The sequence below is a fragment of the Hyphomonas sp. BRH_c22 genome, assembly GCF_000961795.1.
Lineage (GTDB): Bacteria > Pseudomonadota > Alphaproteobacteria > Caulobacterales > Hyphomonadaceae > Hyphomonas.
Genome location: NZ_LADU01000093.1, coordinates 1 through 15917 on the forward strand (window position 1 = coordinate 1; position 15917 = coordinate 15917).

The following is a 15917-nucleotide window of genomic DNA, read 5'->3' on the forward strand; positions in this document are numbered from 1 at the left end:
ACCCCGCAAGGCGGGCGGCAAACGCGCCTGCCGCGTCCTGATCCTGCCAGTATCCGACCCCATGCTGGCACTGCCCGATTGCGAAAGCGACGGCGCAGCGCCTGTTCGCGCCGTGCTCACCTATGGCGACGATGCGCCGAGCCTGTCGCGCGCCGCGCGCATCGGGCTCGCATCCCGCTCGCCCGAATCCCTGCCCCTCATCCTCGACAGCATCGCCAATTCCGGCGCGCAGGATCTCGAAAGCTCGCTCGGCAGGGCACGCCTGCGCGATCGCGGATTCACCGAAGCGGCACTCGACCGGGTCAGCCGCGCCCTCGGCGAAGGTCTGCCCCTCAACGCCGCCTTCTCGCGCTGGGTACTCGGCGACGAGATCATCTCGCACGACCTGAAACTGACGCCCGAGAATTTCGATGCCGACGGACGCGGCGTCCTCTCGGCCATGGGCTTCTCGCGCGCCGACATTGCCCGGGCTGAAGCCGCCATAGACGGCGCCGCCGAAGCCTTCGCCGCCCGCGCGCTGGCCGAATGCGGCTTCATCGTGGATGTCAGCCCGGACGATGAAATCCGTTTCGCGTCTGCCTGCAGCAAGGCGCTCGGCGGGGGCGTGATCGTTTCGGTCGGCGCGCGCGCCGGGCTCGACATGGCCGAAGCCGCCATCGCCGACGGCCTCTCCGCCCACTTGGTCGGCCACCGTGCGCCGCCGTCAGACGATGTCCGCGACCGGATGGAACACATTCTCCTGCTCGCTGAAGAATTCGCCGAGGAAGCCGGCACGCCCGCAGCCTCGCCGGAATTCGTCGAGCCCCGGTCCGCCGCGCGCACGCGCCTGCCAGACCGGCGCAAGGGATATATCCAGAAGGCCACCGTTGGCGGCCACAAGGTCTACCTGCACACCGGCGAATTCGACGATGGCAATCTCGGCGAGATCTTCCTCGACATGCACAAGGAAGGCGCCGCCTTCCGCAGCCTGATGAACAATTTCGCCATCGCCACCTCCATCGGCCTGCAATACGGCGTGCCGCTGGAGGAATATGTCGATGCCTTCGTCTTCACCCGGTTCGAACCGGCCGGCCAGGTCACCGGCAATGACCGGATCACCCGCGCCACCTCGATTCTCGACTATATCTTCCGCGAGCTTGCCGTCTCCTATCTCGGCCGCGACGACCTCGCCGAAGTCGATGTCACGCATGACGGTCTCGGCCGGGGCGCAGGCGATGCCACCCGCGAGCCTGCCGCGTTCACCGAGGAAGCCGCCCAGATCATTTCGCGCGGCTTCTCGCGCGGCCACCTGCCGGACAATATCGTCATCCTCGACAAGCGCCGCGCCGAAAAACAGGCCGAAGCCGAACTCGGCGCCGAAACCGAGGAACTCGAATCGCCCGCCTATCTCGAACAGGGCTGCGAATCCTGCGGCAGTTTCACGGTCTTCGCGATCAGCGACGATGGCGACACGGCGTGCGACACGTGTGGTGAAGAGGGACGTGTCTCCAAGTAATCGCTCTGGACAGGCGGGCCTTCACACCCATTCCCCTAGGGAAACCCCGCGCGGCAGTTTGGCAACACTTGTGGCTCTTATGCAGTTGTTACAGTTTGTTCAGTATAGTGGCATAGGACAACGCGATATTTGGGAGACATGACTGGTTTGCCTCTTCGCCTGAACTTGCTTGCCGTGATCGCGCTGATTGGCGCGTCCATGTCGGCCTTTGCGCAGAGCAAGCCCGTTGCGTGGCAACCCGGCTATGTCGGCTCCTGCGGGGGATGCAATCTCGCCGGCCGCAACATGTCCGGGTGGACCCTCAGCGGCGCGGACTATGCCGACGCCAATCTCGAATTCGCCTTCATGCGCGGCATCCAGGCCGCCAGCACCAATTTCGAGCGCGCCAACGCCGCCGGTGTCGACCTGCGCAGCGCCATGCTGACCTCGGCCCGGTTCTCAGACGCGATCCTCTCCAATGCCCGGCTCATGGGCATCCAGGCGTCCGGCGCAGACTTTCGCGAAGCCCTCATGCGCGGTGCAAACCTGCAGGGCGCCCTGATGGTCGGCGCCAATTTCTCGAATGCCGACCTTGGCGAAACGCAACTCGACGAGGCGGACCTGTCAGGCGCAAACCTGACGGACGTTAAATTCGACAAGGCCGTGATGAAGGCCGCCATCCTGAACGGCGCCAACATGACCGGCGTCAACATGACCGGCTCTGACGTCGCCGGCGCCTCGTTCCGCGATGTCCGCTTCATCCGTGCTGACCTGTCCGGCATGCACCATCATGACCTGGCAAATTTCACCGGCGCCTGCAGCTCGATCGACACATTGATGCCGCCCGGCCTGCTGCTCCCGCTCTGCGGCGACACGCTGATCGCCGCCAACACCCCGAAACGCTGATCCCCTTTTTTGAGCGCTCATCCTGAGCGAAATCGAAGGACGGGCGTGGGCTTACCGCACATTGCAAGCATTGCTTCGGGTGGGGGTCAGGCCCCACGCCTCAATCCATCCGCATCTTCCCTGCTCACACAGCAGCGGCAAACCTCAGGTCTTCGCCTGAGGCGCCAGCCGGATGTTCAATTCCTTCAGCTGACGGTCATCGACCGGGCTCGGCGCACCCATCAGAAGGTCGCGCGCCTGCTGGTTCATCGGGAACAGGATCACGTCGCGCAGGTTCTCGACCTCGGCCAGCAGCATCACGATCCGGTCCACGCCCGGCGCAATCCCGCCATGCGGCGGCGCGCCATAGCGGAATGCGTTCAGCATGCCGCCGAACTTCTCTTCCACCACGTCCGGGCCATATCCGGCCAGTTCGAACGCCTTCAGCATCAGTTCCGGGCGGTGGTTCCGGATCGCGCCGGAAGACAGCTCGATCCCGTTGCACACGATGTCATACTGGTAGGCCTTGATCTCCAGCTGCTTCTCGATCGTGTCGGCCGCCAGCAGCTTCTCCATCCCGCCCTGCGGCATCGAGAACGGGTTGTGGCTGAAGTCCACCTTCTTGTTGTCCTCGTCCCATTCATACATCGGGAAGTCGACAATCCAGCAGAAGCGGAAGATGCCCGGCTCGATCAGGCCCAGCTCCTCGCCCACCCGCGTGCGCGCCGCGCCGGCCAGCTTCACGGCCGCCGTCTTGTCGGCCGCTGAGAAGAACAGCGCGTCGCCGGCCTTCACGCCTGCCGTATCGGCCAGGGCCTGCAGGGCCTCCGGCGCGAAGAACTTGGCAATCGGGCCCGTGCCCGCCAGCTTTCCGTCCTCTTCCACGAAACGGATATAGCCCAACCCGGGGGCCTGCATCTCCTTCTTCGCCCAGGCGTCCATCTTGTCGAAGAAGCTGCGCGGCTGCTCGGCTGTGTTGGGCGCCGGGATCGCCCGCACAATGCCGCCGCCATCCACGATCTTCTTGAACACGCCCAGCGTCACGTCCTCGCGCGTCGCAATGTCGGACACGTCGCTGATGATGATCGGGTTGCGCAGGTCCGGCTTGTCAGAGCCGTATTTCAGCATGGCTTCGGCGAACGGGATGTGCACGAAAGGCTCCGGCGGCACGGTGCGGCCCTTGCCGTCCCAGTCGGCAAATTCCTCGAACACGCCGCGCAGCACCGGTTCGATGGCCGCGAACACCTCTTCCTGCGTGACAAAGCTCATTTCCACATCGAGCTGGTAGAACTCGCCCGGGCTCCGGTCGGCCCGTGCATCCTCGTCGCGGAAACAGGGCGCAATCTGGAAATAGCGGTCAAAGCCCGACACCATCAGCAGCTGCTTGAACTGCTGCGGCGCCTGCGGCAGCGCATAGAACTCGCCCGGATGAATGCGGCTCGGCACCAGGAAGTCGCGCGCGCCTTCGGGGCTCGAGGCCGTCAGGATCGGCGTCTGGTATTCGGTAAAGCCCCCGGCCACCATGCGGCGGCGCAGGCTGGTGATCACGTTCGAGCGCAGGATCATGTTCTTGTGCAGCGTCTCCCGGCGCAGGTCCAGGTAGCGGTGCTTCAGGCGGATGTCTTCCGGATAGTCCGGCTCGCCAAACACCGGCAGCGGCAGCTCGGCGGCCTCCGACAGCACCTCAACCCCGCCGGCAACCACCTCGATCTCGCCCGTTCCGAGGTTCGCGTTGACCAGGCCCGCATCACGCGCCACGACCTTGCCCTCGATGGACACGACGCTCTCGGTGCGCAGGCGCTCCACGGTTTCAAAGCCGGGCGCACCCGGATTGAAAACCACCTGCGTCAGGCCGTAATGGTCGCGCAGGTCAATGAACATGACCCCGCCATGGTCCCGGCGGCGGTGCAGCCAGCCCGACAGCTTTACAGATTCGCCCACGTGGGACGTGCGAAGTTCGCCGCAAGTATGGGTGCGATAGGCGTGCATCGGATCGTTTCTCCGGAAAGTCGGTCATTAGAAATCAGGGGCGCAAGGGCATTTAAGCCCTTCCACTTGTCAAGGGCCTGCGATACGCAACCCCACGATGACTGACAACACCTTGACTCCCATTACTGAGCAGTCGGCGCTCGAAGACCTGTGCGGCAAACTCGCCGAATCGGACTTCATCTGCGTCGATACCGAATTCCATCGGGAAACGACCTACTGGCCGGAACTCTGCCTTGTGCAGGCCTCTGCGCCCGGTGTTGAAGGCCTGATCGACCCTCTGGCCGAGGATCTGGACATCGGTCCCTTCCTCGACCTGATCGCGGCGGACAACCGGGTCAAGGTGTTCCACGCGGCCCGGCAGGACATCGAAATCTTCAACCGCCTCATCGGCCACCCGCCCGGCCCCGTGTTCGACACGCAGATCGCCGCCATGGCGCTCGGCTTTGGCGATTCGATCTCCTACGACAATCTCGTCCAGCGCGTCGTGCGCCGCCAGATCGACAAATCCAGCCAGTTTACCGACTGGATGCGCCGCCCGCTCAGCCAGAAACAGCTGATCTACGCCCTCGGCGACGTCACCCACCTGCGTGACATCTACCTGATCATGCGCGAGGAACTGGAAAAGACCGGCCGCATGGGCTGGGTCCGCGAGGAAATGGCCGATCTCGAGGATCCGGTGAAATACGACACCGACCCGATGAACGCCTGGCAGCGCCTGAAACTGCGCAAGCCCAAGAAGGACTATGCCGCCGTGGTCGTCGCCGTCGCCGCGTGGCGCGAACGCCTCGCCCAGGACCTCGACAAGCCGCGCCGCCGCATCCTCAAGGATGACGCGATCCAGGAAATCGCCGCCCAGAAGCCCCGCACCGAAGGCGACTACGGCCAGCTGCGCGCCGTCCCCGGCGGCTTCATCCGCTCCAAGCATGGCCAGAGCCTGATGGAAGCGGTGCTGGAAGCCATCGACAATCCGGACAAGTTCGCCCCGGAACTGGAACCGCGTGTCCAGAACGCCCAGATTCCCGCTGGCGCGCCGGAACTGCTCAAGGTCCTGCTCAAGCATGTCAGCGACGAGCACAATGTCGTGCCGCGCCTGATCGCCAATGCCGCCGACATCGACCGCATCGCCCGCGGCGAGACCAGCGACGACATCGCGGCCATGACCGGCTGGCGCTATGACATGTTCGGCAAGAAGGCCCAGGCCCTCCTCAGCGGCCAGCTCGCCGTCTCCTTCGAAGGCGGCGAAATCCGCCTGTTTGACGTCTGAAAAGTTCCAGTAACGGACCTCAAAAAGCACTCATCCTGAGCGAAGCCTGTCCCTGCGCAGGCAGGGATCGAAGGACGAGCGCGGGCGAATCCCGCTCTCCACGGGCCCCATCCTTCGACTTCGCTCAGGATGAGCCCCTCCCAACGCCCGGTCACACGGCTCCGTCCCTACCCCGCCACGACCTTCGGTTTCAGGTGCAGCTGGTTTGCCGTCTGCGTCAGGCGCCGCACCACCGTGTCCGACACCATCGGCGCGTCCACCTTCAGCACATGCAGCTCCAGGTTCTCGCCATTGCGCGCCAGGCTCGCCCGCTGCAGGATCGGTCCTGACCGGCCGGAAAACACCGCGCCCAGCCGCATCGCGCTGCCCAGTTGCTTCGCGCGGTCGGCCTGCTCGTCCGTGGTCAGGCCAAGATAGTCGCCCGGCCGCTTGAAATCCTTCTCGTACCGGCAGCCGACAGCATAGGCGATGATGGCCCGCTCGGCATGGCTGACGCCCGCATAGGGTGCCCGCAGCGCCTGTTCATAGGCCAGCAGCGCCCGGTGGTCCGGATGGAACCGCCCGGCACTGTCGGCCATCATGCAGGCCGCCTTCTCGATACGCGCATCGGCGGCGGGCGACCCCAGCAGGTCCGGCTCCGGCGCAAAGGCCGGGCTGACGAATTCATGCAGGGCCTGCCCGAACGCGATCTGGTTATGGTCCAGCCGCCCGAACGCAATCACGCCGTCCAGCAGCGGATCGGTTACCGCCGCACCCGTCAGGTCGCGCAGCACGCCTTCCCGCACGCCCGCCGACGATATCGTCACGCCTTCCAGCGGGCTGATCTGCAGCAGTTCTTCCAGGATGATCGCCGCAATCGGCAAGTGCTTTGCCCGGCGCCGGTCGATCTTCTCGATCATGTTCCGTGCAGCAGGATTGGTCACGCTGTCGAGGCAGAGCTTCGCGGCCCGTGCAACCTGTCCCTCGGTCATCTGGTATCCCTGCAGCACATGCAGCGGATAGTTCTCCACCTCCATGTTCAGGCGCGCAAACGAGCGCCACGCGCCGCCCACGGCATAGAAGCGCCCCGTCGATCCCGGCAGGACTTTGGATGTCTTCAGCTCGGCCCGCACCTTCTTGCGCAGCTCGCGCAGGTCGCCCGCCAGTTCGGCCAGCGACAGTGGCCCCAGAAGCAGGCTCTCGCCCTTTGCCTTGCCCGACCCGATGCGCTGGAATTCGAGGCTCGACCCGCCAAGGTCGCCCATCACGCCCCGGGGCTGGTGGAAGCTGGCTTCGACCCCCAGGGATGACAGGCGCGCCTCGTCAGGCCCCGACAGCACCGTCACCGCCCGCCCCAGGACCCGCCCGGCCTTCTTCACAAAGTCCGGGCCGTCGCTCGCCTCGCGCACCGCCGCCGTCGCAACGGCCGTATAGTTGCGCAGGTTGAGCGCCCGCAGGATCGCGCGATACCGGCTCAGCGCGTTCAGCGCAGACTCGCGCCCGGTGGGCGACAATGTCCCGCGCGCGATCAGCCCCTCGCCAAGGCCCGCCATGACCTTTTCGTTGAACGTCTGCAGGATCGACGCCCCCAGCACATCATAGATCACCAGGCGGACGGAGTTGGACCCGATATCGATAATGCCAGCGCGTTCTGATTTCGGGAACATCATGGGCGCTTGTCAGTGCGGTGCGACAATCTCGGCGGCAGGGTAACCTCCAGTGCGCTGCCCCGTCCGGACAGGCTGGGATTGTCCATGAAATACTGGTGCGCCTCGAAGGCCGTTTCCGGATTTTCCGGCTTCACGCGGCGATAGGATCCATCCTCCAGCATCACCCAGCTTTGCAGCTCGTCATTCAGGTTCGCCACCATGATCTGGTTCAGGACCTGCCGGTGCACCGTGGGATTCTCGATCGGCACCAGCGCCTCCACCCGGCGCGTCAGGTTGCGCGGCATCCAGTCGGCGGACGACATGAACACTTTCGCATCGGCCGACGGTAGCGCCTCGCCATTGGCAAAGCAGACGATCCGCGAATGCTCGAGGAACCGCCCGACAATGCTCTTGACCGTGATGTTCTCCGACAGGCCCGGCACGCCTGGCCGCAGGCAGCATATGCCGCGCACGACCAGCGTGATGGGCACGCCGGCCTGGCTGGCCCGGTACAGCGCGTCGATCACTTCACCATCCACCAGCGAATTCATCTTCGCCCAGATGCCGCTCGGCTTGCCCTTCTGGGCGGCTGCGGCCTCCGCCTCGATCATCTCGAGAAGGTGCTTCTTCAGGTTCAGGGGCGACATGGAAATCTTTTCCAGTGACGGCCCGACATCCGGTGGCTCGCGATAGGCCGTGACGAAATTGAACAGCCGGTTGGCGTCACGCCCCAGCGCGGCGTCGGCCGTGAACAGCGACAGGTCCGTATAGATGCGCGCATTGATCGGATGGTAATTCCCGGTTCCGAAGTGCGTGTACGAACGAAGGTCCACTCCCTCGCGGCGCACGACCAGCGATACCTTGGCGTGCGTCTTGTACTCGATATAGCCATAAACGACCTGCACGCCCGCCCGCTCCAGGTCGCGCGCCAGCCGCAGATTGGCCTCCTCGTCGAACCGGGCCTTGATCTCGACCAGGGCCGTCACGTTCTTGCCGGACTCCGCCGCCTCGATCAGCGCCGCCACGACCGGCGAGTTCGACGTTGTCCGGTACAGCGTCTGCTTGATCGCCACCACGGCAGGGTCGGCCGCCGCCTGCCGGATGAATTGCACGACGACGTCAAAACTCTCGAACGGGTGATGAACCAGTATATCCTTGGCCCGGATCGCCGCGAAACAATCGCCGCCCATCTCGCGGATGCGTTCGGGGTAGCGCGGTTCATAGGGCGGGAACTGCAGGTCCAGCCGTTCATCGACGATCAGCTCGGATAATTGCGCCATGCCGAGGATGCCATCATAGAGAACCGTATCGGCCTGCTCCGCGCCAATCTCGCGCGTGATGAATTCCCGCAATTTCAGCGGCGCGCTCGACTGCATCCTGAGGCGCACGATCCGGCCGCGGCGGCGCTGCTTCAGCATCACCTCGAATTCGCGGATCAGGTCCTCGGCCTCTTCCTCGATCTCGATATCGCTGTCACGCACCACACGGAACAGGCACCGGTCCTTTTCCTTGAAGCCCGGGAACAGGTCCTCCAGGAACAGGCCGATCACATCTTCCAGTGCGATGAAACGCAAATGCCCCTTGGCCGATTTCGGCAGGCGGATGAAGCGCCGCACAAAGGCCGGCAGCGGCACGATCCCGACATGCCCCTCACCTCCAGAATTCGACACGAGGTCGATGGCAATCGAAAAGCCGAGGTTCGGAATGAACGGGAACGGGTGGGCCGGGTCCACAGCCAGCGGGGTCAGGACAGGAAAGATGTTGCTCTGATAGAACGCCTCCAGCTCGGCGCGGTCCTTCTTGGTCAGCGCATCGGCGGACAGGACGAGGATATTCTCCGCCGCCAGTTCCTCCTTCAGGGTGCGCCATTGTTCCTGCTGGCCGGCAATCAGCCTCAGCGACGCCTTCTCGATCATCTCGACCTGTTCGGACGGCTTCAGTCCGTCCTGGCTCGGCCGCGCGATGCCCGCCCGCACCTGCTCGCGCAGGCCCGCATAGCGCACCATCTCGAATTCATCGAGGTTGCTGGCCGAAATCGACAGGAAGCGCAGGCGTTCCAGCAGCGGATGGGCCGGATTGGCCGATTCCTCCAGGACACGCTGGTTGAACTCCAGCCACGACAATTCCCGGTTCAGGAAACGGTCCGGCGACGCCATCAGCGCCTTGTTAATTCGTCCTGTTCCGTCTGCCATATCAGCCCCGTCAGCTTTATGAGTACATCAGTCCGGATTGGCCCGGCCCTCGGCGTCTGCTTCCATCGCATCAAGCACGTCCTTGACCAGCGGCACGCTCGGCGCCCGGCCCATGTCGGTCACGCCATCGCTCAACCGTTCAGCAAAGGTCTCAATGGCCTCATAGGAGAGATCAAGCCGCGGAACCAGATATTTGAGGACATCCGGCTCCAGTTTGAGGAAATGCCGCACCGCCGCAGCCTTCAGGCGGCCCAGCATCATCGCCTCGTCCGGCGCATAGATTTCCGCCACCGGCATGGAATTCAGGCGCGACTTGAGGTCCGGCGACCGGGCCTGCCAGTGGGGTGGCGGCCGGTTCGCCGTCAGCAGCAGGCGCCCCGCACCGGCCGACACCAGGTTGATCAGCGACAACAGGCGGTCCCCGGCGGGCACCCGGTCGGCTCCATCGATCGCGGTATAGGTCGCCGCGCGCACATCCACATCGCGCGCCCTCGCCGCGGCAAAGGCCCTGGCCTCGAACACATCGCCGCCAAACTTGCGGGCCCAGGCATGGGCAATCACGGTCAGGCCTGCTTTCGGCGGCCCGACAAGGCATAGCACCGGCGTCGGCCAGTTTTCGGGACGCTGCACGATCCCCAGTGCGCTCTCGTTGACCGGCGAAATGACAAGGTCATCAAAGCCGAGCCCCGGGGCCGGAAATCCGAAACTCAGCTGATCTGGCATGCCGGGCCTGACAATATCGCGCGCTACTGCCTCGCCGCAGCCGATACAGCCGAGCGTATCACCAGCCCCTCGACATTCGGCGCCGCGCCCAGCGACACGCCGCGCTGGAGCAGGTCATTCTGCAGCCGGGGCTCATCGCCCGCATAGGAAAAATTGACCAGCGCGCCATCGCGGGCAATCGCCGTGATCTTGAAATCGGAAACGAGCGGAGACCGCGCCAGCGCCGTGCGCAGCGTGTTCCACTCGGCTAGCGATGTGTACCGCACGCTGGCGCTTGTTGCCGTGCGCGATCCCTCGCGAATGATCGAGCGGCGCTTCCAGTCCTCGTCCATGAACGCCGCGACAGCCTCTGCTGCGCCTGCCAGGGAGGCGGACGCGCCGGTCGTGCCAAGCAATTCCGTTCCGGCGACCGTGACCGTCGACAGGGTCACCCGGTAGCCGCCATCGCCGCCGGACAGTTCAGCCAGCACGCCCCGGCGCGCGCCGACGGTTGCGGCTTCGGTCGAGAAGGCCGACCAGTCGGAATAGGCTGTGTATCCCGGATCAGTCGCCGTCACATAAGGCGCCAGCGCATTGGCATTGCGCACGCCTAGCGCGGTCCGCCAGGCTTCCTGCGCCTGGTAATCCCGCGCCAGCGGCACGATCAGGCTCGTCGGCCCCTGCGTGTCGACATAGGGCACGCCAAGGCCATCGAGGTGCGCGCGCACCATTAGCGGGTTCAGCACGACAGACAGCACGCCGCGGTAACGCCCGGCGCCCGCCGTCTCTTCCTGCACGTCCACGGCGGCTGACAGGCGCTCGGCCAGCGCATAATCCACCGGCAGGCCACCGGCCGCCGCGCGGTCATCCGACAGCGTGATCTTGGTCAGCAGCGCCCGCGCCGCCTTCTGGCGCGCCACCGACATCGCTTTGTCGCGCGCTTCAATGACGCTCGCCGCCTGTTCATCCACTTCGATATTGCGCACCGTGTAGACCTCCCGCGTATCGGCGGAAGCGGGCAGCGTACCCATGCAGGCAAGGATAAACGAAGCGAGAAGCAAGCGAATCATGGTCAACGACCTCCGTGTCAGCCTTCCTTGTAGCAAGCTGATGCGGTGGCTGGAACCGCAAGCAGCACTGGATAAGGCGATTTCCCCATGCTAACGCGCGAGACATCATGACTGAAACGCCCAAAACGCCCCTTTCTTACCGTGACGCTGGTGTCGATATTGAGGCAGGCGAACGCCTCGTCGGCGCCATCGGCCCGATGGCGAAAGCCACAGCCCGCGCCGGCGTGATGGGTGGCCTCGGCGGCTTCGGCGCCTTGTTTGATTTGAAGAAAGCTGGCTACGAAGACCCCATACTCGTCTCCGGCACGGACGGCGTCGGCACCAAGCTGATGCTCGCCTTCGAGGCCGGAATGCACAGCACGGTCGGCATAGACCTCGTCGCCATGTGCGCCAATGACGTGCTCGCCCAGGGCGCCGAGCCGCTTTTCTTCCTCGACTATTTCGCTACCGGGAAACTCGAAGGCGGCATCGCCGAAGCCGTCATTTCCGGCATTGCCGAAGGCTGCCGCCAGTCCGGCTGCGCCCTGGTCGGCGGCGAAACGGCCGAAATGCCCGGCATGTACCCGCCCGGCCATTACGACCTTGCCGGCTTCGTCGTCGGGGCGGTTGACCGCGACAAGGTCCTGCCCCGCATGGACGACATGGTCGAAGGCGACGTTCTCCTCGGCATCCCCTCCTCGGGCCCGCATTCCAACGGCTACTCCCTGATCCGCCGCATCGTCGAGCGCGAAGGCCTGAACTACAGCTCCCCCTCGCCCTTCAGCAACCAGACGCTCGGCGAAGCCCTGCTCACGCCGACCCGCCTCTATGCCCACCTCGCCCTGCCGCTGATCCGCTCCGGCCTCGTCAAGGGCCTCGCCCACATCACCGGCGGCGGCCTCACCGAGAACACGCCGCGCATGGTGCCGGGTCACCTGACCCCCGTGATCGACCGCACGGCCTGGACGCCGCTCCCGGTCTTCCAGTGGCTGCAACAGGCCGGCAATGTCACCGAAGACGAGATGCACCGCACGTTCAATATGGGCATCGGCCTCATCTTCGCCGTCGCGGCCGATGACGCCGACGCCGCCGTGGCGCAGCTCTCCGAAGCCGGTGAAACCCCCGTCATCCTCGGCCATCTCGCCGCGAAATGAGCCGCCTCAACCTCGCGATCCTGATCTCCGGCCGCGGCTCGAACATGGAGGCGTTGCTCAGGGCCGCCGCCGCGCCGGACTATCCGGCCCGCCCCGTCCTCGTCCTCTCCAATCGCCCGAACGCCCTCGGCCTCGAAACCGCCCTCGCCGCCGGCGTGCAGGCCGTCGCCATCGACCACAAGGCCTATGGCAAGGACCGCGAAGCCTTCGAGCGCGCCATGGACGCCGCCCTCATCGGCGCAGGCACAGAGATCATCGCGCTGGCCGGATTCATGCGCGTTCTAACGCCCTGGTTCGTGGGCAAGTGGCAGGGCCGCATGGTCAATATCCACCCCTCGCTCCTGCCCAAATACAAGGGCCTCGACACCCACCAGCGCGCCATCGACGCAGGCGACACGGAGGCAGGCGCCACCGTCCACTGGGTCAGCCCCGGCGTCGATGACGGCGAAATCATCCAGCAGGCCAGCCTCCCCATCCTCCCCGGCGACACCGCCGAAACCCTCGCCGCCCGCCTCCTGCCGGTTGAGCACGCGCTCTACCCAGCCGCGCTGGCAAAGGCGTGCGCGGTCGTGGCCTCCGTGGGCTGAGCCACTCGAAATATCCGGATTCATATCTTTGTTGATGGCGGCAGATGCGGTATGATTTCCACATTGAGCCGGAGATTTTATGTCCCGATAATATTGGCGCGCATGGTGCGGCCAAAATAAGTTGCAGAAGATCAGTCTCGCCGTGCCTCGCCACGCCGAGCCCTTTGACTTGACCCACAAAATCCCAAAACACGCGCCCGGCATTCGCCGGGCCGCAATCCATGAAAGAGGTCTCTGACAATGATCAGGCCCTATACTGACCACGACGCTGACGCCGTGGTGTCCATCTGGCGTGCTGCCAGCGAACGCGCCCATCCGTTTCTGTCCATTCCGTTTCTCGACGCGGAGGCGGAAAATGTGAGGAACATTTATCCACAGTTCGCTGAAATCTGGGTGCTGGAAGACGATGGCAAGCCCATCGGCTTCATCGCGCTGCTCAATGCAGAAGTCGGCGCCATCTTCCTCCAGCCCAAGCACCATGGGCAAGGCCACGGCCGCGCCATGATGGATTTCGCGGTGGCGAAGAGGGGAGCCGTAACGCTGGACGTTTTCAAGGCCAATGCCATCGGCCGTGTCTTCTATGACCGATACGGCTTCAGGCAGGTGGGTGAATACGTTCATGAAGCCTCCGGGCAGGAAATGCTGACACTGGCATTCACGCCGGCTTAAGGCTGACACATCCGGGGCGCCGCTTTCGGGTGGCGCCCCACTTGCCCACAGCCAGCGTCCACCCGCACAGGTACCAGAAGGCGCCTCTCCCCCCCTCACCCCCCAATCCCCACGCTACATCCCCCGCCCCCTCTCCGACCGCACCTGCCCCCACGCCATACTCCCCCTGCTGCCAGGCACCGTGTTGTCATCCGGGCGGCAGCAAGCGGGGGAAGCCGGGTCGCAACCAGTCTGCCCAAAACACACTCAATGCCAGCGGCCCCGTTTCCCCCGCTCGCTTTAAACGCAATAACCCGGAGGGCCCCGCCCGTCCGGCTTTTCGTGCTGGTTAAGCGCGGCGCCGCACGATCGAAGCGCAACCTTATCGCGGGCCACCTGTTATCCCCATGATGAGCCAGCCAACCGCCCCGCCCGAAGACGGCACTGACGACCATATCTCCGCCGAGGAACAGGTCGAAGCCAAGGAGCTGACGCGCCTGAAATCGCGCGTCGTCTACGAAATCATACGCCAGGAGGGCGAATCCGAACTCAGGCGTCCACAATCCGCCATCTGGTGGTCCGGCATTGCCGCTGGCGGCGGCATCACGCTCTCCCTGATGACCGAAGCCATGTTCCGCACCTACCTGCCGGACGCGCCCTGGCGCCCGCTGGTCGAGAATTTCGGCTACACGGCGGGCTTCCTCCTGGTGATACTGTCGCGCATGCAGCTCTTCACCGAAAACACGATCACAACCGTCCTACCCAGCCTCGCCAAGCCGTGCCGGCGCACGCTCGTCGGCACGTCCCGGCTCTGGATCACTGTCTTCACGGCGAACATGATCGGCACGTTCCTGGCCGCCCTGCTCATCGCCTATGGCGGCATCCTGACACCGGACGTCACCGCCTCTGCGGTCGAGATCAGCCGCCATGTTGCCGGGTGGAGCGCTTCGGAAACATTTCTCAAGGCCATTCCGGCCGGCTTCCTGATCGCTGCCATCGTCTGGATGATGCCCAGCGCCGAGGGCAGCGAATTCTGGGTCATCGCCTTCTTCACCTATATCATCGCCCTCGGCGACATGGCCCACGTCGTCGTCGGCTCGGCAGAGCTTTTCCTCCTCGCCATCATCGGTGAGGCGAACATCTTCAAGCTGATCGGCGTCAACCTCCTGCCCGCCCTCCTCGGCAACATACTCGGCGGAACGGGCCTCTTCGCCCTCCTCGCCTGGGGCCAGGTCAGCAATGAGATGAAAGATGACAAACACTAGCGCCGGTGCCGGGACGCACACCCGGATCAGCCCCTTGCAGATCCGCACCTCCCGCGTTCTATTCACGGGCCCGATCGGCACTTGCCGGCACCATGATCGAGGATGAGGGGAGGCCCGGCTCATGACTGTCTTGCGCATCTTCCTCATCGCCGCCGCGCTCCTGCTGCTGGCCATGCTTGTGATCGCCCTGCTGGCGTTGGCCGAGACACGGCAGCGGATCGCCGCGCTGGAGGCGGCGCGGTCCACGGCCGAAACCCGGCACGGCCAGATCGAATATGCCAGCTGGGGCACCGGGCCGCCTGTGCTCGTCGTCCACGGCGCGGGCGGCGGGTTCGATCAGGGCCGCATCCTGGCGCAGGCCATTGGCGGCGACGGGTACAGATGGATTTCCGTCTCACGCTTCGGCTATCTCGGCAGCGCCCTGCCCGAGACACCCTCGACAGCGGCGCAGGCAGAGGCCTGCGCCGATCTCCTCGATACGCTGAACATTGGCCGCGTCAGCATCCTCGCCATGTCGGGCGGCGTGCCCCCGTCCCTCCAGTTTGCCGCCATGTATCCCGAACGGACCGACCGCATGATGCTGCTGTCGCCTGCGCCGTTCACGCCCTTTTCGCCCGAAGTGGAAGACCGGCCGATCCCGACCTGGGCCTATTCGGCACTGCTCGGCAATGACGTGATCTACTGGACGCTCACAAAGGTCGCGCGCCGCCAGCTGGAGGCCGCCTTCGATGCCCGCGCTGACCTGCGCGAGGGCCTGTCAGACGAAGAGGCGCTGTTCGTTCGCGACCTGATCGACACCTTCCTCCCCGCCTCGCGCCGCCTCGCCGGGGTCAACAATGAAGGCGCCGCCGTCGACCCGGCAGCCACCTATAATCTGGACGCCATCCGCGCCCAAGTCCTGATCGTGCATGCACGCGACGACCGGCTGAACCCGTTCGCGGTCGGATCAACCCTCGCCGCCCGCATCCCCCAAAGCCGCTTCCTTGCACTGGACCACGGCGGCCACCTCCTCCTCGGCCACCACGCCGGCCTGCGCAGCGAGTTCGAAAGCCTGCTGGCCGACTGACAGCAATGGCGCAA

At 65.0% G+C, this 15917-nt stretch carries 12 protein-coding genes and 1 pseudogene; 8 read left to right on the plus strand and 5 right to left on the minus strand.

Annotation, left to right across the window (positions count from 1 at the left end; all coding sequences use genetic code 11):
• Positions 1-1495: pseudogene (locus VR74_RS13325) on the plus strand (TSCPD domain-containing protein); the annotation flags it as partial.
• Between the two features lie 138 nt (positions 1496-1633).
• A complete protein-coding gene (locus tag VR74_RS21060) occupies positions 1634-2380 on the plus strand; it encodes a pentapeptide repeat-containing protein (RefSeq protein WP_299950513.1) in 747 nt (248 codons plus the stop codon).
• Between the two features lie 144 nt (positions 2381-2524).
• Here the strand turns inward: VR74_RS21060 and aspS are convergent, their stop codons facing one another.
• Positions 2525-4348 carry an aspartate--tRNA ligase gene (gene aspS / locus VR74_RS13335; protein WP_045697592.1) on the minus strand — a complete coding sequence of 608 codons (1824 nt, stop codon included), beginning with the start codon at positions 4346-4348 and terminating at the stop codon, positions 2525-2527.
• A 97-nt stretch (positions 4349-4445) separates the two neighbouring features.
• Between aspS and rnd the strand changes: the two genes are divergently transcribed.
• Positions 4446-5612: a ribonuclease D gene (gene rnd, locus VR74_RS13340; RefSeq protein ID WP_045697594.1), complete on the plus strand. Its 1167-nt coding sequence runs from the start codon at positions 4446-4448 to the stop codon at positions 5610-5612.
• A 167-nt stretch (positions 5613-5779) separates the two neighbouring features.
• Here the strand turns inward: rnd and VR74_RS13345 are convergent, their stop codons facing one another.
• The 4 genes from VR74_RS13345 to VR74_RS13360 are packed head-to-tail and all read right to left on the minus strand — an operon-like array spanning position 5780 to position 11204.
• Positions 5780-7261 carry a Ppx/GppA family phosphatase gene (locus VR74_RS13345; protein WP_045697596.1) on the minus strand — a complete coding sequence of 494 codons (1482 nt, stop codon included), beginning with the start codon at positions 7259-7261 and terminating at the stop codon, positions 5780-5782.
• Complete coding sequence (locus VR74_RS13350) at positions 7258-9432, minus strand: RNA degradosome polyphosphate kinase (protein WP_045697598.1); 2175 nt, start codon at positions 9430-9432, stop codon at positions 7258-7260. The genes VR74_RS13345 and VR74_RS13350 overlap by 4 nt, the downstream gene beginning before the upstream one ends.
• A gap of 27 nt (positions 9433-9459) precedes the next feature.
• Complete coding sequence (locus VR74_RS13355) at positions 9460-10155, minus strand: hypothetical protein (RefSeq protein WP_299950515.1); 696 nt, start codon at positions 10153-10155, stop codon at positions 9460-9462.
• A gap of 23 nt (positions 10156-10178) precedes the next feature.
• Positions 10179-11204: a hypothetical protein gene (locus VR74_RS13360; protein WP_045697600.1), complete on the minus strand. Its 1026-nt coding sequence runs from the start codon at positions 11202-11204 to the stop codon at positions 10179-10181.
• Positions 11205-11311: 107 nt separating this feature from the next.
• On the opposite strand from VR74_RS13360, the gene purM reads away from it, so the two are divergent.
• The 5 genes from purM to VR74_RS13385 all read left to right on the plus strand — a co-directional run bounded on the left by purM (position 11312) and on the right by VR74_RS13385 (position 15903).
• The gene (purM, locus tag VR74_RS13365; protein WP_045697602.1) at positions 11312-12337 is read left to right on the plus strand and encodes a phosphoribosylformylglycinamidine cyclo-ligase; all 1026 of its coding nucleotides are present in this window, start codon (positions 11312-11314) and stop codon (positions 12335-12337) included.
• Positions 12334-12924, plus strand: coding sequence for a phosphoribosylglycinamide formyltransferase (purN, locus tag VR74_RS13370; protein ID WP_045697604.1), 591 nt, complete (start codon positions 12334-12336; stop codon positions 12922-12924). Before purM ends, purN begins: the two co-directional genes overlap by 4 nt.
• Before the next feature lie 240 nt (positions 12925-13164).
• Positions 13165-13593 (plus strand): GNAT family N-acetyltransferase, encoded by a 429-nt coding sequence (locus VR74_RS13375; RefSeq protein ID WP_045697606.1) that lies wholly within the window; start codon positions 13165-13167, stop codon positions 13591-13593.
• A gap of 386 nt (positions 13594-13979) precedes the next feature.
• Positions 13980-14837, plus strand: a complete 858-nt coding sequence (locus VR74_RS13380) for a formate/nitrite transporter family protein (RefSeq protein WP_045697608.1) — start codon at positions 13980-13982, stop codon at positions 14835-14837.
• Positions 14838-14958: 121 nt separating this feature from the next.
• Positions 14959-15903 carry an alpha/beta hydrolase gene (locus VR74_RS13385; protein ID WP_045697609.1) on the plus strand — a complete coding sequence of 315 codons (945 nt, stop codon included), beginning with the start codon at positions 14959-14961 and terminating at the stop codon, positions 15901-15903.
• The last annotated feature ends 14 nt before the right edge of the window (positions 15904-15917 follow it).